The sequence below is a fragment of the Paenibacillus sp. FSL k6-2145 genome, from assembly GCF_037976585.1.
Classification (GTDB): Bacteria; Bacillota; Bacilli; order Paenibacillales; family Paenibacillaceae; genus Paenibacillus.
The window spans coordinates 274714-294788 of record NZ_CP150267.1; the positions used below are offsets into that span (position 1 = coordinate 274714).

Annotated in this window: 15 protein-coding genes; 7 read left to right on the forward strand and 8 right to left on the reverse strand. The window is 44.7% G+C overall.

Features of this window, described 5'->3' with window-relative positions:
* Window positions 1-177 precede the first annotated feature (177 nt).
* The gene (locus NZ043_RS01195) at window positions 178-1083 is read left to right on the forward strand and encodes a LysR family transcriptional regulator (RefSeq protein WP_339310282.1); all 906 of its coding nucleotides are present in this window, start codon (window positions 178-180) and stop codon (window positions 1081-1083) included.
* 70 nt (window positions 1084-1153) lie between these two features.
* Here NZ043_RS01195 and NZ043_RS01200 read toward each other — a convergent pair whose 3' ends face one another.
* The 5 genes from NZ043_RS01200 to NZ043_RS01220 all read right to left on the reverse strand — a co-directional run bounded on the left by NZ043_RS01200 (window position 1154) and on the right by NZ043_RS01220 (window position 7934).
* Window positions 1154-3061 (reverse strand): beta-glucoside-specific PTS transporter subunit IIABC, encoded by a 1908-nt coding sequence (locus NZ043_RS01200; protein WP_339310284.1) that lies wholly within the window; start codon window positions 3059-3061, stop codon window positions 1154-1156.
* 128 nt (window positions 3062-3189) lie between these two features.
* Entirely contained in the window at window positions 3190-4041 is an 852-nt protein-coding gene (locus NZ043_RS01205; RefSeq protein WP_289390024.1) for a PRD domain-containing protein, read from the reverse strand.
* A 233-nt stretch (window positions 4042-4274) separates the two neighbouring features.
* Window positions 4275-5705, reverse strand: a complete 1431-nt coding sequence (locus NZ043_RS01210; protein WP_339312615.1) for a glycoside hydrolase family 1 protein — start codon at window positions 5703-5705, stop codon at window positions 4275-4277.
* Between the two features lie 186 nt (window positions 5706-5891).
* Window positions 5892-7349: a glycoside hydrolase family 1 protein gene (locus NZ043_RS01215; protein ID WP_074096040.1), complete on the reverse strand. Its 1458-nt coding sequence runs from the start codon at window positions 7347-7349 to the stop codon at window positions 5892-5894.
* A 291-nt stretch (window positions 7350-7640) separates the two neighbouring features.
* Complete coding sequence (locus NZ043_RS01220; RefSeq protein ID WP_289390025.1) at window positions 7641-7934, reverse strand: MbcA/ParS/Xre antitoxin family protein; 294 nt, start codon at window positions 7932-7934, stop codon at window positions 7641-7643.
* Between the two features lie 147 nt (window positions 7935-8081).
* On the opposite strand from NZ043_RS01220, the gene NZ043_RS01225 reads away from it, so the two are divergent.
* From NZ043_RS01225 to NZ043_RS01235, 3 genes are all read left to right on the forward strand, one after another.
* Window positions 8082-9146 carry a suppressor of fused domain protein gene (locus NZ043_RS01225; protein ID WP_339310287.1) on the forward strand — a complete coding sequence of 355 codons (1065 nt, stop codon included), beginning with the start codon at window positions 8082-8084 and terminating at the stop codon, window positions 9144-9146.
* 67 nt (window positions 9147-9213) lie between these two features.
* Entirely contained in the window at window positions 9214-9975 is a 762-nt protein-coding gene (locus NZ043_RS01230; RefSeq protein WP_091028050.1) for a LuxR C-terminal-related transcriptional regulator, read from the forward strand.
* Between the two features lie 114 nt (window positions 9976-10089).
* Window positions 10090-10869 carry a hypothetical protein gene (locus NZ043_RS01235; protein ID WP_091028047.1) on the forward strand — a complete coding sequence of 260 codons (780 nt, stop codon included), beginning with the start codon at window positions 10090-10092 and terminating at the stop codon, window positions 10867-10869.
* Between the two features lie 111 nt (window positions 10870-10980).
* Here NZ043_RS01235 and NZ043_RS01240 read toward each other — a convergent pair whose 3' ends face one another.
* Complete coding sequence (locus NZ043_RS01240; protein WP_339310290.1) at window positions 10981-12732, reverse strand: ABC transporter ATP-binding protein; 1752 nt, start codon at window positions 12730-12732, stop codon at window positions 10981-10983.
* Window positions 12733-12861: 129 nt separating this feature from the next.
* On the opposite strand from NZ043_RS01240, the gene NZ043_RS01245 reads away from it, so the two are divergent.
* The 3 genes from NZ043_RS01245 to NZ043_RS01255 all read left to right on the forward strand — a co-directional run bounded on the left by NZ043_RS01245 (window position 12862) and on the right by NZ043_RS01255 (window position 17769).
* Entirely contained in the window at window positions 12862-14325 is a 1464-nt protein-coding gene (locus tag NZ043_RS01245; RefSeq protein WP_091028045.1) for an ABC transporter permease subunit, read from the forward strand.
* A gap of 36 nt (window positions 14326-14361) precedes the next feature.
* Window positions 14362-15873, forward strand: a complete 1512-nt coding sequence (locus tag NZ043_RS01250; RefSeq protein ID WP_091028042.1) for an ABC transporter permease — start codon at window positions 14362-14364, stop codon at window positions 15871-15873.
* Between the two features lie 75 nt (window positions 15874-15948).
* On the forward strand, window positions 15949-17769 hold the full coding sequence (locus NZ043_RS01255) for an ABC transporter substrate-binding protein (protein ID WP_339310292.1): 1821 nt from the start codon (window positions 15949-15951) through the stop codon (window positions 17767-17769).
* Between the two features lie 60 nt (window positions 17770-17829).
* Here the strand turns inward: NZ043_RS01255 and NZ043_RS01260 are convergent, their stop codons facing one another.
* Both NZ043_RS01260 and NZ043_RS01265 read right to left on the reverse strand, forming a co-directional pair.
* Window positions 17830-18474, reverse strand: a complete 645-nt coding sequence (locus NZ043_RS01260; RefSeq protein ID WP_339310294.1) for a sugar O-acetyltransferase — start codon at window positions 18472-18474, stop codon at window positions 17830-17832.
* A gap of 59 nt (window positions 18475-18533) precedes the next feature.
* Window positions 18534-19541 (reverse strand): ROK family protein, encoded by a 1008-nt coding sequence (locus tag NZ043_RS01265; RefSeq protein WP_091028035.1) that lies wholly within the window; start codon window positions 19539-19541, stop codon window positions 18534-18536.
* Window positions 19542-20075: the final 534 nt, after the last annotated feature.

The following is a 20075-nucleotide window of genomic DNA, read 5'->3' on the forward strand; positions in this document are numbered from 1 at the left end:
CATCCTCCAATTCAAGGTCTTTCTCGTGCAGCAATTTTTATATGAAAACCAAGTCCCGTTAGTCAGGTATGCAAATCTAATGTATAGTAACATAAGATCGTAGTATATTAAAAATACATGTTTTGTTGGCTTTCCATACGAATTACATATACATCGCAGGCGAAGGAGAACAACCACTTGGATATCAAACAATGTCGCTATTTCATTGCCATTGCTGAGGAGAAACAGATTACAGCAGCAGCCCGGAGACTTCACATGGCTCAGCCGCCCTTAAGCCAGCAGCTTAAGTTAATGGAAGAAGAGCTTGGTGTGATTCTATTTGAACGCAAAGGGCGCATGATGGAGCTAACGCAGGCGGGTCGCAGCTTCTATGATTATGCGGTCACCTTGACCAAATATATGGAGGAAGCTCTAATGGAGATGCAAAGTTTCCGTCACGGCATACGGGGCAAACTCTCCATTGGCATTAATACCATATCTGATCGTCTGATCCCCCAAGCACTTCAGCAGTTCCGCACTACACATCCACAGGTTACTTATAAAATTCAGCAAAATGAGTCCGCACAATTATGCCGCCTTCTGGATGATGGCAAAGTCGAACTTGCTTGTGTACGCATGCCTGTCCAGACCGAACGTTATGAGGTGCTGCACCTGCCACAGGAGCCCCTCTTCTATATTTCTTCAACACCGCTGGATAGCCCAACGGAGATGACCCCTGGAGCGGAGATGCGGACCTATTTCAAGCAGCTTACAGGTATCCCTCTACTGCTTCCAAGTACAGAAGGACTTGGTATGTTCGAGTTGATTCTGGACAAGTTCCGGGAGCATCAGGTTACCCCCTCCATCATGGGTGAGTGCTCAGACATTAATATGTTGCTGGAGCTGGTCCGACTCGGCTTCGCCAGTTCTATCGTGCCTCACACGGTACTACAGCTATATCACGAGCACCCATTTCACGTATATCGCATTCAGGATCAGCATTCCACGGTTGGTTCGGCACTGGTCTGGCTGCAGAACCGCTATCTGTCCAAGCCTGCACAACACTTTGTGCAATTGGTCCAGGGTATGCTTCCCGTGGTGTAAAAGGCTATAAGCAAAAAACAGCAGCTTTACCGGATTACATTCCGGTGAAGCTGCTGTTTCATCTTTATGGTTAAGCTTTAGCTGTGAACAACAAGTCTTTTTCTTTGATCGTCGTGCGACCAGCAGACTCAATGGACTCATACTGATGCATGTTTGTAATAATGACTGGTGTAATGGTTGTGTAACCGGCTTTTTCGATCTGTTCCCGGTCAAACTCCATCAGTACATCACCTACAGATACCTTTGCACCTGCTTGAACTTTAGGAGAGAAGAACTGACCTTTCAACTTCACGGTATCAATCCCGATATGAATCAACATTTCTGCGCCTGTATCACTTACCAGACCAATGGCATGTCCACTCTTCGATAACGAGAACACGGTTCCGTTGATCGGAGATACGACGCGACCTTCAGAGGGTTGAATCGCGAATCCTTTACCCATAATCTCTTCAGAGAATGCAGGGTCCGGCACTTCGCTCAGCGGTTTAACTTCACCTGTGATCGGGCTAAATACTTGCTCATCTTGTGCTTTTGCTTCTTCAGTTACAGCAGCAGAAGTTGTTGCTGGTGTTGCTGGCTCAGCTGCTGGTGCAGCTACTGGCTCTGATGCATTTTCTTCTTGGAAGCCCAAGATATACGTAATGATTGCTGCTGCTACGATGGCAATCAAACCACCAACCAGAGCATAAATCAATGTGCTAATTGCTGGACTGACAAATGCGGCAATACTCGGCAGACCCGCAAGTCCTGTAATAACATACGATTTAACATTGAAGATCCCCATAAATGCACCTGCGATAGCTCCACCGATAAGCGCTGCAATAAACGGTTTTTTGAACTTCATGTTGATACCATACATCGCTGGTTCCGTAATCCCCATAATAGCCGTAAGACCTGTGGAATAGGCAAGGGATTTGGTTTTGCTATTTCTCGATCTGAGACCTACACCAAATGCTGCACCACCTTGTGCCAAGTTAGCTGCAAACATCAGTGGAATAATAAAGTCGTAACCCAGTGTTGTCATTGAACCTACAACGATTGGCAGCAACGCATAGTGCATACCTGTAATGATCAGCAGTGACATCGTACCACCAATCAGAATACTTGCGAAGATGGACATATTGTCGAACAACCATGAAATACCACCAGACAAACCATTACCAAGAACCGTACCCAGTGGTCCAACAGTCATCAACGTCAGTGGAACCATAATTAACAGGGTAACTGTTGGAACAATGAGTAACTTAAGTGAAGCATGTACAACACGATCAACGGCTTTTTCTACATATGAAGCAATCCAAACTGCTAGAACAATTGGAATAACTGTAGAAGAATACGTTGCCGCTATGACTGTAATCCCCATAAAGGATGAGTTGTGACCATCGGCCAGCAATGCTGTAATGGTCGGGTGCATAATACCCGCAGCAAGCGCCGCAGCAATATACATATTACTACCCAGCTTACGTGCAGCACTAATCGCCAGAATGATTGGCAGGAAGTAGAATGCACCGTCACCGATTGCAGACAAAATGATGTAGGTCGAACTGGTATCGGACAACCATCCAACTGCGACAAGGATGGCCACGATCCCTTTGATCATACCTGCACCCGTAATCGCAGGCAGAATTGGTGTAAACATACCTGAGATGAAGTCGAACAGCACACTTATTGGATTTCTCTTTTTCTTTTCTCCAGTTGAAGCACCGGATGAGGCATTATCTGCGGTTGGTGATTTGGACATGTTGCCAACGAGTGCGTTATACACGATAGGCACATCGTTACCAATGATAACCTGGAACTGTCCACCGTTTTCCATCACGCCCATAACGCCTGGTGTATTTTTCAGCGTCGCTTTGTCCGCTTTTTGGTTGTCATTCAGGTTAAATCTGAGTCTTGTCATACAGTGAGTGACTTGATCGATATTCTCTTCGCCACCAACAAGCTTCAAAATATCCTTGGACAATTGTTGTTTATCCATTGTGTTTTGCTCCTTTTATGTGTAATGAAGGTTAAAAAAAAACCTAAACACTGAATAATGACAAAGCAGAAAAGCTTATCATTATTCAACGTTTAGGTTTTGCCTTTTTAGCAGTAACAATCCCAACTTTATTCAATTGTTTGTTCATTTCTGACAACTCGTTCAATATGAATGGTCAGATACAGTATTTCTTCCTTGGACAACACCCGATTATAGATCTTACGCGTATAATCACTGATCCTTACTGCACATGCATGTGCTTCCGGATACTGCTTGCTCACCAAGTCATGAAGCGGATTATCTTCTTCTTTATCTTCAATCGCCGTTCCTTGCAACACACGTTGGGCAAAGAACTTCAGATGAGTTAAAAATCGATAATAACTCAATGAATCTTCATCAAGTTCAATCACAAAGCTACGTCTTACGATGTTAAGTATGTCCTTAACAATGTTTGTAATACTGATCGTTTCCCTCATCTCACCGTTCATCTGGGCATTAACCAGATGCATTGCAATGAATGCGCATTCGTCTTCGGGTAGCAGGACCCCTAATGTTTCCTCAATAATCTGTAGCGCCTTGAGTCCAATGGCATATTCCTTCCGGTACATGCGCTTGATCTCCCAGAACAATGCGTTACGGATCTGCAATCCTTGACGATGTCGATCAATGGCAAAATGAATATGATCCGTCAGTGAAATGTAGATGCTTTCATGCAGCTTCTCACCTAACACCGTCTCGGCATAACGGATAATCTCATCCGAGCACTCGACATATTCAACCGGGATATCAGACAGAAGCGTTTTAAGTTTCTGTGATACTTCCTTACTTTCAAGCGAGAATATTTTTTCGACGAGACTCTCGTCTATCAATTCACCAGTATGCTTTTTGAAGGCAATTCCACGTCCCATAACGACCAGTTCGTTTCCTCCCGGATCAATTACGGTAACTACGTTGTTGTTCAACACCTTCTCAATTTTCATTTCTTCACATCACCTTGCACCGTCAAAGTAGTAAAAGGCAAAACCAAAGCAGGTCACGAAATATGCCCCGCCTCTGGTTTTGCCTGATTGAACAGTAACAATCCAGTATTCATTAGCCTTAGGCCCATCTTACCATATAATTATCCATATGACAATGTTTTTGTGAAAGCGGTTAATGTGCGTTAATGTGACAGATGAAGGTGCTTGTAGAACTATGCTCTAAGAACTAGCATTTACGCGTTGTTGTTCTTAAGACTTGCGCCATTGGTACTAATAACTTCTTTGTACCAATGGAATGATTTTTTCTTGTAACGATCCAATGTTCCGGAACCGTCATTGTTGCGGTCTACATAGATGAAACCATAACGTTTCTTCATTTCTGCTGTTGAAGCACTTACCAGGTCAATACAGCCCCATGACGTATACCCCATCACTTCTACGCCATCCTCAAGAGCTTCGCCCACCTGTACCAGATGGTCATTCAAGTATTGAATACGGTAATCATCGTTCACCGTTTTATTGCCATTTTCGTCCGTGATCAGCTCATCTACTGCACCCAGACCATTTTCGACAATAAACAATGGTTTTTGATAACGGTCCCAGTATTTGTTCAAGGTTACGCGCAGTCCTTGCGGATCGATTTGCCAGCCCCACTCACTCGCTTGGAGATAAGGGTTTTGCACACCTGCGAACAGGTTTCCTTTGCCTTCGATACGTTTCTCAGGATCACCTGTCTCACAGATACTTACATAATAACTGAACGAGATAAAGTCTACGGTATGCTTCAGAATTTCGGCATCGCCATCTTCAAACTTGATATTGATATTATTTGCTTTGAAATAACGATTAATGTATTTCGGATAATAACCACGGGCATGGATATCAGCAAAGATATCATTGCGTTGTTCAGCATGCATGGCTGCAACCACATCATCCGGGTTAGGAGTCAGCGGATACGTAGGCATGCTCAATACCATACAGCCGATTTTGGCTTCAGGCATAATTTCATGACCCAGTTTCACTGCGAGCGCACTTGCTACCAATTCATGATGGATCGCTTGGTACAGATCCTGTTTGGACAGTTCTGCTTTTGGCGTATAGATCCCGCCGCTCATGAATGGCTCCTCCAGGATGGAGTTAATCTCATTGAATGTCAGCCAGTATTTAACTTTGCCTTTGAAACGGTTGAAAAGCACTGTTACATAACGCTCGTAGAACTCGATCATTTTACGGTTAACCCAGCCATCATACGTTTTGGACAGATGCAGCGGTGTCTCATAGTGAGAGATCGTTACGAGTGGTTCAATGCCATATTTGTGGCACTCATCGAACAGGTCATCGTAGAATTGCAGACCTTTCTCGTTTGGTTCCAATTCATCACCTTTAGGGAAGATACGGGACCAAGCGATGGATGTACGGAACACTTTGAAGCCCATTTCAGCAAACAGTTTAACATCCTCTTTGTAACGGTTGTAGAAATCGATACCGATCAGTTTCAGGTTATCTTCTGTAGGTGCTTCCGTTCTAGGCGTTGTAATCCCGTGTGGCATTACATCTTGAACAGACAGACCTTTGCCATCTGTATTATAAGCTCCTTCAAGTTGGTTGGCTGCTACAGCGCCGCCCCATAGGAAGTCTTTCGGAAATGGTGTAGTCATATCAATCATTCCTCTCTAATTAACGATATTTTCATTCTTTGTCTAAATGCACTACTCTATCCTTTGCCGACAGGAAAAAGCGGACAATCTCCAACTAAAAGGGCCATCAGGAAAATTAGATTCCTTCCATGCCAACTTTCGCGTTAGGTTTTGCCCGCTTTTTATGCGGTAACAATCCTGGGAACGAGAATTCTACAGTTGCTCACCATTGCTGGAGATTACGTTTTTGTACCAGTCGAATGAATCCTTTTTGGAACGTTTGAGAGTTCCGTTACCTTCGTCATCCAGATCCACGTAGATGAAACCATAACGTTTGGACATTTCGGAAGTGGACATGCTCACAAGGTCAATCGGGCCCCATGCTGTAAATCCAATCAGATCAACGCCGTCTTTGATGGCTTCTTTCATTTGTTCGATGTGTTTTTTCAGGTAATCCACTCGATAGGAGTCATGGATCGAACCGTCTTCTTCAACACGGTCATATGCGCCCAGACCATTTTCTACGATGAACAATGGTTTCTGATAACGATCCCAGAAGTTGTTCAGGGTTACGCGCAGACCGATCGGATCGATCTCCCAGCCCCAGTCTGATGCTTCCAGATAAGGGTTTTTCACGCCGCCAGTCAGGTTACCCGATGTTTCTTCCTTGTCTGCAGATGCAGATTTGGTTACGGACATGTAGTAGCTGAAGGAGATGAAATCAACGGTATTGTTCAGCAAGATCTCGTCATCGCCTGCTTCTTTTTGGATCACGATGTCGTTTTCTTCAAAATAACGAGCCATGTAGTTCGGGTACTTACCACGAGCATGCATGTCCGTGAAGAAGAGGTTGATCTGATTCTCGTGTTGAGCCAGACGAACATCTACCGGATTACATGTTGCTGCATAGGTTTCCATACGAGCAAGCATACAACCCACTTGGGAACCAGGGATAATTTCGTGTGCAAGCTTCGTTACCAATGCACTTGCTACAAATTGATGATGCAGCGCTTGATAAGTGGTTTGTAGCTTGTTATCCACTTTATCGATCAGAATGCCGCCGCCAGTGTATGGGCTGAACAGCATGACGTTAATTTCATTAAACGTCAGCCAGTATTTCACTTTATTTTTATAACGGTTAAACACCGTTTCTGCATATCGAACATAGTGCTGGATTACTTCACGTCCAGCCCAGCCATTATATTTTTGCGTCAAGCCAAGCGGTGTCTCATAGTGAGACAGTGTAACGAGCGGCTCGATGCCATATTTCAACAATTCGTCGAATACTTCATCATAGAATTTCAAACCAGCTTCATTTGGCTCTTGATCATAACCGTTCGGGAAAATACGTGCCCAGTGAATGGACAAACGGAATACTTTGAAGCCCATTTCGGCGAACAATGCAATATCTTCTCTAAAGTGATGATAAAAATCAATACCAAAACGTTTAGGGAAACGTTCTTCGATTTTGCCGGAGAGGATCTCTTCGATTCGGGAAGAGGAAATTTCCATGGCATGTCCGCCTGTACGCTTCTCCTTGGGAACATGAGCGATCATGTCCGCTGTGGAGAGGCCTTTGCCGTCCTTATCGAATGCACCCTCCAATTGATTGGCAGCTGTAGCGCCGCCCCATAGGAAGTTTTCGGGGAATCCTTTTTTTGCCGTGGTCATGAACAACAACCTCTTTTCGAAATTTATTTTGGTTTTTCCAGGTAAAACATTGTGTAATTTAGAGCAGAAAACAAGAAAAACCTAAACTCAAGGTAAAATAGCACCAAAAAAAGGAGCCTTCATTTCACCATCAGTTTAGGTTTTGCCTGTCTTCACAGTTACAATCCATCAAAAGATGTTATTGCATATTCTGTTGTGTTTGCTCTTGTAATGTAAGCGTAACATATCTATTTTGCAAAATCAACTTCACTGGATCATATAATCGTTTGCACACTCTCAACATCGAAAAAATCAACGCGGCATACGCATAATCGCTGCCCTTAATGCCTGCGCTCCTTCCTCCGTTTCCAGGTAAACAGCGGGACTTTGGTCCCCTAAAGCCGGGATATCTTTCGCCATCCATTCAAAAGCGTACTCCCCCATTTCACACAAAAGCACCCGACTTATATCCGCCGGAATTCCTTGTAATCGCGCACGTTCTACCCACGCGGGGTCCAACTTTTGTCCAAGTTCTTCAAACAGTTCGGAAAATGAGTCCCAGCTTGTCTGATCAAACTCGCTTGAATAAATACCTTTCATACTCATGTAATTTCACTCCCCATATCGCCATTTGTAACCCTGTGGTCCTATTTAACACAATTCATCCTTAAGCCGCTTGAAACCACTTCAGTAACAGGTAGACTTAATTTTAAATGTTTTTCGGGGGAAAGAACAGTCTAGGAGGATTCAATAATGACTCATGAAGATAACACAGCTGGTTGGGATGCGATTGATCAATCCATGCGTGAATTGTATGGGGAACAAGAGCCAAAACACTACGGCACTGCCCTTCCGTATATGCTCGGTGGTCCTGATCCACTCGATGGCATTAGCGTTTATGAAGTGAACACACCTATGCCTCACTGGCATTTTGTCACCTATGGTTTCTCTGAATTATATGAAAAAGAGATGCAGGATGCATCCAAAAGCGGGTATGGATTCGAACTCACATTTCGTCTTACACGCACTGAAGAAGAAACTGAACCGCCAGCCTGGGCGCTGAATCTGTTACAGAATGTAGGACGATACGTCTTCAACAGTGGAAATATCTTTCAGCCAGGAGATTACATGGACGCTAATGGCCCCATCTGCCTGGAGTCCGATACTTTGCTGACTGCGCTCTCCTTTATAGAAGACCCGGATCTACCCGCAATCTCTACGCCTAATGGTTCAGTGCAATTTATTCAGATGGTAGGCATTACAAGTCGGGAACTGGAAATGATTCAAAGCTGGAATGCTCGTGGATTCCTGTCTGCCTCCTTCATGTTCATGCCCAAATATGTGACTGATCTGATGAGAAATTCGTACGCAGATATTCCTTCGGTTATACAAGCGGTTGAGGATGGAATTGAACAGGACGGGTCCAGCACAGCGTTTTTATTCATACAACAACTGGGCTGGGAGTCTCCTCGCAAAAAATTGCTGCAAAAAGCGATTCCGGCCAAACTCCAGCTCGGAGCCAAACAAGCTGTATTAGTTGGCACCATCCTTCGTAGCCGAATTTCAAAAGGTGCCTCTCTATCCTTGATCGGACCTGATACTAATATTCTGTTTGAAGCAGGAGAACAACCAGCCGTATTGGAATCGGACAGACAAGTTACCCTGACGGTGAACAAACAAATTGTTGAGGAGCTGGCAAAGAACCTTCGCCCGGTTGAAGGAACATTCGAGATAACTTCATTGGATCATATTATCATTCAGATTGTTAGAACAGAAATCAAGGACCAGGAAGGACACGTCATTCAAACGATTGGATGAGAACATTCTCAAGTTCGATATAAGAACTACCTTTCTATCTAACGACTGTGCAGCAAGGAGGAACAACATGCCTGCCATTAGATTTTCTACAAGACACGAAGAGTCCCCGACTTGTTCGCATGCAGCAGGAACGGCTCCGTTCGACTATTTACCAAAATCCAGTCTGGACAGGCTTCGTAAAAACAATCATTTCCTGATTCATGCATTCCAGAACAGTATCTCGGTTATCCAAGAGAATTTAACGGGCACTTATCTTTTTCTACTCACAGATACGGACGGTGTGTTACTCACCATGGATTACAGTTCAGATCTTGAAGCTGTAGTAGAACATTCCCCCATTCGTCCGGGCATGTTCTTCACTGCAAAGAGCTGTGGAGTTAACGCCATATCAGAAACGATGGATAACAATAAACCTGTACTGCTGCTGCCCGAGCAGCATGAAAGTCCTTATTTTCAAAGCTGGCATTGTTACGCCGCACCTCTGTCCATGGGATCACAACATTTTGGTTATCTGGATGTGTCCACCATTAACGCGGATATGCAGGGTGAACTGATTGCTATTGCCAAGTTGATTCCTGCATATATGCAGAACTGTTATCAGAGTCAACAGACTGCTGAACTGTGCGACAAACCGGCAGTGGAGTTCACCGAGCGTCAGTTAACCATCCTGGAGATGATAGCCGGAGGCCTCACGGTAAAAGCCATTGCTTTGAAATTAAAGATCAAGGAATGCACCGTGAATCATCACAAAAAAGTGATTTTTAACAAATTAGGTGTGCAATCCAGCACAGAAGCTGTTTCAATTGCCAGCCGAATGTCTTATGTATAGAAGACCCCTATAGATTCCTATAGGTAGTATATGAGAACGTTTGTGCTACAATTTAGGAAACAGGTAACATGTAGAGAGAGAAAAACAAACACACACACATTTCAGGAGGGTAATATGACAATTCCAAAAAAAGTTTCTTTATTCGCCATGCTCATTATGATTATGCTGGTTGCCGCCGCTTGCGGTGACAAAGCAGATAACACAGCCGCAACAGAAGAGCCTACCCCGACAGAAACAACGACGGGTACTGATTCTGAACCAGCGAATACAGAAGAAACAGAGAACACAGAACCAGCAAGCGAAGAGTCCAAGGAAACTGATAATTCCCAAGACGTTGAGCTGGGGACTACGGAAAAAGGTTCTTACACCAATGACTATTTCGGCGTATCTCTGAAATTCCCGGAAGCATGGGAGTTTCAGGATGCTGCAGGCATGAATGAGCTGACAAGTGCTTCATCCGAAGCGATTGCTGGTGATGATGAAACGAAGAAAAAACAAATTGAGCTGTCCCAGACCAAAACATTGAATCTGCTTATGGCTTCAAAGTACCCATTGGACGGAGGTCAAGTTGGCCCATCCGCTATGGCCATTGCTGAGAAAGTAAGCTTGTTGCAAGGCATTCGTACAGGTAAAGACTACCTGGAAGCAACCAAAAAATTCATGGTGGATAGCCAGTTCCCTTACGATTATAAAGAAATGACAACGGAAACCATCGGTGGTAAAGAGATGGATCTGATGCAAATCACGATGGATCCAGGTGACGGTTCAACCGTTACTCAAGATTACTATAGTACAATTATTGAAGGATATGCTTTCAACTTCATCTTCACTTACATGGATGATAAGACCAAAGCCGAGATTGATACCATCAAAAAATCGGTTCAATTCAAATAATCGCTTTTGATTACTGCCATTATACGAAGATATAACTCAACCCCGATAACGATCTGTGGAGATCATCGTCGGGGTTCTTTTGTATTTGAAAAAGACTATATCTTGCACTAACTAACTAGATATTGCGACCCAATGTCCATCCGTGACTTCTACCCACTTGGAATGTTCGAGATTATAACGGTCCTCTACTTCAACATTTTCTCTTGTTGTTTCTTTGACAACATGTCTCTTTTTCTTCGCTTCTACCGCCGGGTCAGGCACAGGAATAGCAGACAGCAATGCCTTGGTGTAGGCATGTTGCGGGTTGGAATAGAGTTCTTCACTCTCGGCCAGCTCTACAATTTTCCCATTATACATGACAGCCACTCGATCACTGATATGTTTGACCATAGACAAGTCATGCGCGATGAAGAGATACGTCAATCCGAGTCGCTGCTGTAACTCTTCAAGCAATTGTACGATCTGAGCCTGTATCGATACATCCAGTGCAGACAATGGTTCGTCACATACGATGAATTCCGGCTCCACAGCCAGAGCCCGCGCTATACCGATCCGCTGTCTCTGTCCACCCGAGAATTCATGTGGATAACGCTGCGCATGGGTAGGATCAAGACCCACCATCTCCAGTAGTTCCTCCACCCGCTTCTCCCGCTGAGATGCTGTACCTGCAAGTTGATGAATATCAAGCGCTTCTCCAATGATATCCATAATCCTCATTTTGGGATTCAAAGATGCATAGGGGTCTTGGAAAATAATCTGCATATGTCTGCGCATCGTTTTCATCTCTGAAGCTGACAGACGATTGAGCGGGACTCCTTTAAACAGTACATCTCCACCTGTTGGCTCATGCAACCGCAGAATCGCACGCCCCGTGGTTGATTTTCCGCTGCCGGATTCCCCTACAACGCCGAGTGTCTCTCCTTGACGAATATGGAAACTGATATCATTCACAGCCTTTAAGGTGTTGCCTTTCCCCAGATTAAAATGTTGTCTGAGCGATTTCACCTCAAGCAACGGCTGATCATCCTCCAGATCTCTCGGGACCAATGATACCGGTTTCGGCTTTTTCTTCTGATCCAGACGTGGTAATGCATTCAGAAGTCTAATCGTATACGGATGTTTGGGATTAGCAAAAATCTCTGTCGTAGTCCCGGTTTCCACAATCTGTCCTTCTTTCATAACAACAACCCGATCACACATGCCTGCCACTACGCCCAGATCATGCGTGATCAGAATAATCGATGTACCCAGTTGGTCCTGCATATCTTTCATCAAATTCAGAATCTGAGCTTGAATTGTAACATCCAGTGCGGTTGTCGGCTCATCGGCAATGAGCAATTCAGGACGACAAGCAAGTGCAATACCAATCATGACCCGCTGGCGCATGCCTCCGGAGAATTCGTGCGGATACTGGTTGTAGCGTATTTCGCTGCGAGTTATCCCCACCCGCTCCATCATGGCAATCGCCTGTTTCTTGGCTTCCTTTTTGGACACCTTCTGGTGTTTGATGAGACTCTCGGAGATCTGTTTCCCCACTTTAATGGTCGGATTAAGAGAACTCATCGGGTCTTGAAAGATCATGCCAATATCACGCCCACGGATGCTTTCCATCTCTTTCTGCGTTTTATTGGCCAAGTCGACCCCTTTAAAAAGAATCTCTCCATTTTTCATCTGCGAAGGCGGCGATGCAAGCAGCCTCATAATGGAACGTGCGGTTACACTTTTTCCGCTGCCCGATTCTCCTACAATGCCCAATGTCTCGCCTTTTCGTACTTCAAAACTCACTTCTCGCACTGCCTGAAACTCACTCTCTCCAGAGTGAAACGAGACAGATAGATCATTAACTTTCAGTAAAGGTTCCATGCCATCACCAGCTCTCATCCATTTTTCACATTCACTCATCTCATATGTATACCATTTAATTCCTTGACAATTGTTTAGACCATAAATAATATATACTATATCAATCGGAATAATGCAATTTAAACCTGAATGAAAGGAGGCACGCTTGGTTTGAATCTTGCAGAAGGCAGCAGACTCTCGCGGTTGGTGCACAATTTAAGTTTTATTTATGGCAAAATGCTGCTTCATCCTTCCTACCGATATGTTCTGTTCATTCTTGGATTACCGATCAATCTGGTCGTGTTTCTAATATGGCGTTCGAATCGAAAAAATGACGGCTGGGTAGCTGCCAGGCAGGCAGCTGAGCAAGAACTGCTCGCTTCTTCCTACCGGAACAAGCTGAAGTTGGAAGTGGAAGAACAACTGCGTCGCAAACATCGTTTTTTCCAGCAGCAGGTCAGTGAGGGAGAATTCAAGCGTCAGACCGAGGAATGGTTGGAAGAAAGTGTTCAGGCAGAGTTGAAGGAGCGGACATCCCGCATACTTCAGGAACAAGGAAATCAACGTCTTACAATGGCTGATACGTTCCACTCACTGATTAACAAACCATGGTTTTTCGCGATATCGATTATTCCCGGCTGTCTGATGTATGGCATCCTGTTTTTGTATGGAAATCCTTATCTAAAGTACATATTTGAAAGAATACTGATGACGGTATTTGTCATTCTGGGCGTAGCAACACTCGTATTTACGATTTTGTATCTGTCTCCGTTCAACCCGGCAGCCAACATTCTCGGAGAGACAGCAACGCAGGAACAGATTGCAGCATTCAATCAGGTGTATGGCTTGGATCAGCCTTATCTTACACAGCTCTGGAACAATATTAAGGGAGTTGCTCTCTTCGACCTTGGCAAGTCTTTTGCAGGAAATGAAGACGTAACAGCAACGATTGCAAGGAAGTTTCCGATTACATTGACCCTCGCGGTCATCTCCCTGCTGTTAGCACTTGTCATTGCATTACCCATCGGTATTATCTCAGCGATTAAGCCTAATTCATGGTTCGATTATACATTTATGTTTATCGCTCTGATTGGATTATCGATCCCGAATTTCTGGCAAGGACTTATTTTCATTCTGAACTTTTCGATCAAACTGCAGTGGCTTCCCGCCACCTTCAACCCGCAGAACTGGCTGTCGATCATTATGCCAACCATTGTGCTGGGCACGGGACTTACGGCTGCGGTGGCACGGATGACCCGGTCTTCTACACTGGAAGTCATTCATGAGGATTATGTCATGACTGCCCGCGCCAAGGGGTTAAGCGAACGTCAGGTCATGCTGAAACACGCTGTACGTAATGCATTGATTCCAATTGTAACGGTGGTTGGACTTCAATTCGGAGCCATGCTGGGCGGGGCAGCAGTGACGGAGAAAGTGTTTAATATCAGCGGTCTCGGCAGCTACATTGTGGATAAACAATTTATCCCCGATATTCCGAGTATCATGGGCGGAGTAATCTACACAGCCATTACAATCTCCATTATCAATGTAGCGGTTGATCTGCTGTACGCTTTTATTGATCCAAGAGTGCGCTCCAAGATGAAACAATATTAAAGTGTGTGTTGAACTACCTCTTAAAGCAGGTGTATTATGACAAACTCTTCCTTAACACAAGAAATGCGTTTCCGACTTAAGTCTTCTCGAGAATACAGTCAGGCAAGCTTCGCCTGGATCACGTCCCTTCTCTTGACTGCCTTGTTGCTGTTCAACAGTTATGACTGGAGCGGACAGACGTTCAAACCATTTCTGCTAACGATACTTGGGATCTATGTATTCTTCACACTGGTCCAAAGTGTCATCACCCTTCGGATTCGAAAAGACTTGATCCGTACCGGTACGGTCTCTGTTCTAACTCGCAGGTTAGCTTGGGTTCAGCTACTTGCCATCATTTCAGGCAATATATTTATCGTAACGGCAGCCTTTCACCTGATTCGAAAAGCGAGGAATGTGGAGTATACCTTTGCGGTGTATATGCTGTTAACTCAGCTGTTCGTCATCGGTGTATCTGCGTTAAATGTTTTCAAACCCTATGTGGCTGATAACTTTCTGCCAGCCATGGCGGTGCTCATATTTATTCTGATCATCGACCTGGTCGTACTGATTATCGTATCCCGATATAACGCGACCTCTATCCTCCCTCGCTGGATGATCGGTGTCAGTGTAATACTGATTCTGACCTCGATCACTGGTAATGTATTTGCACTATTGCTCGGCATTTCCATCATTGGACGCATTCGCAGACAGGGGAAACAAAAATCAAACTTCTGGAACGATCTGTGGGAGCGCCTTGCTCCGAATATGACTGCCATGTCCGGTTTGTTTTTTATCATTTTTCTGTTCTCGATATCGATCTGCAGCTTTTTTACCTTTGACTACAGCATGGCTGTGGAAAATAACTACTCGGCTCTGCTTCAACCGCCTTCCCTTGCGTATCCCTTGGGAACGGACGACTTCGGACGATGTTTATTTTCCCGGATTGTATTTGGTGCCCGGATCTCCTTAATCGTAGGTTGCATGTCGACCATCATTCCTGTATTGATCGGCGGAGTCCTCGGAGCATTCTCCGGCTTCTACGGAAGGCATACGGATAACATCATCATGCGGCTGCTGGATATTCTCTATGCCATTCCGGGAATTCTGCTCGCCATTGCCATTATTGCGGCGTTTGGAGCCAATACGGTCAATCTCATTCTGGCGCTGAGTCTGGGTTCAATTCCAACTTACGCCCGTACGATGAGAGCCAGTGTGCTCTATGTATCCACTTTTGAATTTGTGGAAGCTGCACGTGCACTGGGGTACAACAATCGTACGATTATTTTCAAACACATTATTCCCAACTCCCTTGCGCCCATGATTATCAAGTCCACACTCACGATTGGTGGAGCTGTTATCGCTACCAGCAGCTTGAGTTATCTGGGACTCGGCGTGGAGCCGCATATTCCGGAATGGGGTAACATTCTGAAGCTCGGCAGTACATACCTGGAGACCCACTCTTATCTGGCGATTTATCCAGGCTTGGCTATTATTCTGCTGGTCCTTTCGTTTAACTTCCTCGGTGATGGTCTGCGTGATGCGCTTGATCCCAAGCTGGAAAAGGCCTAAATGATTTGTTGAAATGAATGATATAGAAAAAAAAGAATTCACACATCACACATTCAAGATATGGAGGGTAATCCCATGAAAAAACGTACACTGATCTCATTGCTATTAATTCTCGTCATTGTGATTTCCGGCTGCAGTGTAAAAACAAAAACCGAATCCCAGGCGGAGACCGTACCAGCGGATACAACAGAAACTGCACAAAAACCGGCTGACATTGAACTGCTCGCCATGAGTTCTTCTGAAAATGATGTAAACATTGTCCGCGACCAACTGACCAAAAACGGCTTCAATGTGAAGCTGAACCTGCAGCCGGATTACGGCAGCTTCAAATCCCAGCAAGATGCAGGGAATTATGACATTGCCTTGTCCAGCTGGACAACGGTAACGGGAAATCCCGATTATGCGGTACGTTCCCTTTTCAAAACAGGTGGAGATTACAGTATCCTTGCAGATGCGGAACTTGATAAACTCATCGATCAGGCAGCTACTCAAACTCCAGATGAATACAAAGACACGTACAAACAATTGGAAGATCGCTTGGTAACGGATCAGGCGTATATCGCACCTTTGTACATTTCCCTGAAAAGTCAGGCTGTGAACAAAGACATTCTGAATGTCGACACTGTTCGTCTCTCCAAATCCCGCGCCATGGCTTGGGAACCGATTGAGTTCAAGGACAGCTCCAAAAATGCCACAGACCCGTTGATTCTGACGCAAAGTGCATCCGTACTGACTTCCCTTGATCCAATCAAAGGAAACGACGGTTCCATCAACCAGTTGAACACCAATATGTATGTACGTCTCGTTAACCTGACAGATGACGATCAGCTGACAGCAGAAGGATCACTGTCCCATAATTTCAGTATTGCTGAAGGTAATTCGGACTACTACTTCATTCTCAGAGACGATATCAACTTTGCGAAGATTGATAACAAAAAAGCTGTAGATACAGGAGAACGTGTCGGTGCAGATGATGTGATCTTCTCCCTGGATCGTGCTAAAAATAAAGATTCCGTTCCGGATCACCGGACGTACAGTCTGCATGAACACATCAAAGAAGCTGAGGTTGTAACGGATCTGAGTGCATTACAATCCATTAAACAATCCAGCGGTAACGGCACAATCCTCGAAGCATTGGAACAAGGATTGGGCAGTAAAATTACAGAACTCGTGACTGACAAAACCAAAGCAGATAATAGCGCAGGTAAATATCAGGTCGTTAAACTGACAACAACTGAACCTTTCCCGCAAGTACTGAACTACCTGGCTCACCAATCTGCGGGTATCGTGTCCAAAAAACAGGTGGAGAGCATCAACACATATGATGTAGCTTCCTTTGACGTCAACAAAGATATTCCTTACGGTGATCAGAACACGGTGACTGAAGGCGCAGCATACAATAACACCCTTTATACTAGCGGACCTTATATTTTGTCTTATAAAAATGACTATGAAGGTGTATTCTTAAAAAATCCGGCTTACCGGAAAGGCACGGAAGATGAGCCAAAAATTGCTCAGGTTAACGTCCGATTCATCGCGGATGCAGACAGCGCCCTCTCTGCTCTTCGCAGCAGTGAAATTCACTTATACTACGGTGTACCTGAAACCAAGTATGACATCATCGAAAATGACAGCAAACTGAAACTGCAAAGTCTGCCAAGTAACGCTGTCTCCTATCTGTTGTTCAACACGGCCAATCGTGAAGTTGCCAAGAGCAGCGACTTGAGAAAAGCCGTGCTGTACTCCATTAATCAGGATGAGATTTTGAGTTTCTACAAGAACAACAAACTTAAAGCATACTCTACAGTAAGCCCGCTCGTTCAGACCGGGAATGAATTGAAAGCTGATCCTGCAAAAGTAAAAGAATTCTTGAGCAACTATAACGCTTCAAAGTAAACGTATTACAACAAAAGGCTGCCATCAGGATCATGTATTTGATCCTGATGGCAGCCTTTTTTATTCTTCCAGCACACGGCAATCTGCCAGAACATCGGGGTAATTCCGCATGCTGTCCGCTTCCGTAATTTTGCGAATAACGCTGCATGGTACGCCTGCCGCAAAAGAATGCGGTGGAATATCACGCGTCACCACACTACCCGCTCCGATGACACATCCGTCTCCAATCGTTACGCCTCCGCACACTGTGACGTTTGCCGAGATCCATACATCGTTTCCAATCGTGACCGGTTTGGCATAACATAGCGACTTCACATCACCGTTCTGGTCCAACATCTGTCGCCGCTCACGGGCAATCATGGGGTGAACGGGGGTAACAATCGTAACGTTGGGTCCAAAACTGGTATAGTCCCCAATCGTCACTTGCGCGTCGTCTTGTATCGTCAGATTGTAATTACCGAAGAAGTGGTCGCCTATCCGGGTATGCACACCATAATGAAAGAAGATGGGGCCTTGCATGAATCCACCTTCACCGATCTGCCCCAGTAGCTGTTGCAATATCTGATTCCTTTCCTCAGTCTGTTCTTCAAAGGTCTGACTGTAACGCTGACTGAGATTATGGGCCCGCCTTTTGATGGTCTTTAATTCCGGATCACTTGGACTAAACAACATGCCCTGCATGATTCTCTCTTCTTCACGCATCATGAATCCTCCTCTACAAGAGTTAGCTTATAAAATAAAAGCCACAGACATGGCCTGTGGGGTTATAACGCTTCTGATAGAATGCCTGACTTCAACGCCTGAAGCACCATTCCTCGTAACCCAGCATCAAAATCATGTTGGAACGAGTCCTGATGTACAATCTCCGGCAACGACGGCATGGGATGATCCTCCCCGTACTTTTGCCACGCCAAATCCAGCTCTTCTCTCTCCACACGTTCCTGATAAATGACAATCTGGTGCGGGGCAACGACGGCATTAATCGTTTGCAGAATATGACATACCTGCACTACAAAATCATCTTTGCTCATGTCGCGTTTCCAATCAGGTGAATATGGAAGATACTTGATCTCACCAAACATCCCGTTTTTCCCGCGGATCATCTGTCCATTCAACATCATGCCCATACCCGGTGGGTATCGGTTCGGAAAATAAATTCCTGCTACACTCTGTTCCTTCATATCCGCATGCAATGTACAGTATCCGCTAATCGCTGCATTAACATCATTCTCCACGAGAACGTTCAGTTGGAACTCGCTCTCGATCTCCCGTATCAGATGTGAATGGATAAGCTCTTCATGACTGCTCACCGTGATATCCCCATCCACGGCTTGCCCCGGAATACCGATGCCGATCATATCAATGGAAGGGTACTCCGCAACGAAACGCGCGATAAGTTGCAGCACATGTTGTTTATCAAAAGCAGGCAAGATGCTCTCTTCCTTCAGCACAACCTTATTCTCCAGATTCATGACCGTTGCCGAAATCAACTCCTGGCCTTTCATCTCTTTGATGTAAAGAACCAAAGCAAGCTTGAAGTTATAATTATATCGATAAGCCTGAGCAGGACGACCACCGTTAGAGGGAACCACTTTATCCTGGAACAACTCTCCGCCATCACATAATTCCTGAATCAGCGCATTAATGGTAACAACACTAAGATTGGTTAGTGAAGCTAATTGCGGTTTGGTCGCCGTCTCAATCTGCTGCATGACTTCACGCACATTATTCATATTGATGTATTTCATCATTGTAGCGTTGGCTTTTTTCATAACCCTCTCGTTTCTACTCTGGTTCAATTGAGCCAAAGCAATGGTATGGATGTCATTTCACCCCATATCATAACATAATGCCTTAATCGAACACATGAGTTCCATCGTGCTGGCACTGGATCGAAATCGGCAGAGCTACTTTGTTCACTCAAACAAATCATCCATTGACTTCACAGGCTTCACTTCAATCGGTTGTTTTGACAAGGCCATACTGGCATAGGTACCTGCCCATATTATAACTGCCATAATAACGTATACCATCCATACTTACCTCCCTGTTTCATGCGGATTTATGATTTTGCGATATTCTTCATATGTGCTTATTTCTCCTGTTAATAAATACACTTTATAAAGTATATTACGTAAGTATGCGAGGATAATAGTTCTTTGTCAATATGATTTAGATTTATCCGAGCCCTTTTCAGTCCAAGGAACATGTGGACAACATGACTACAACAACACGTATCATCTCGATGCCCATAAAAAATAGCTGCCAAAAGAATCATTTAACGAATCTTTCGGCAGCCGTTTGTT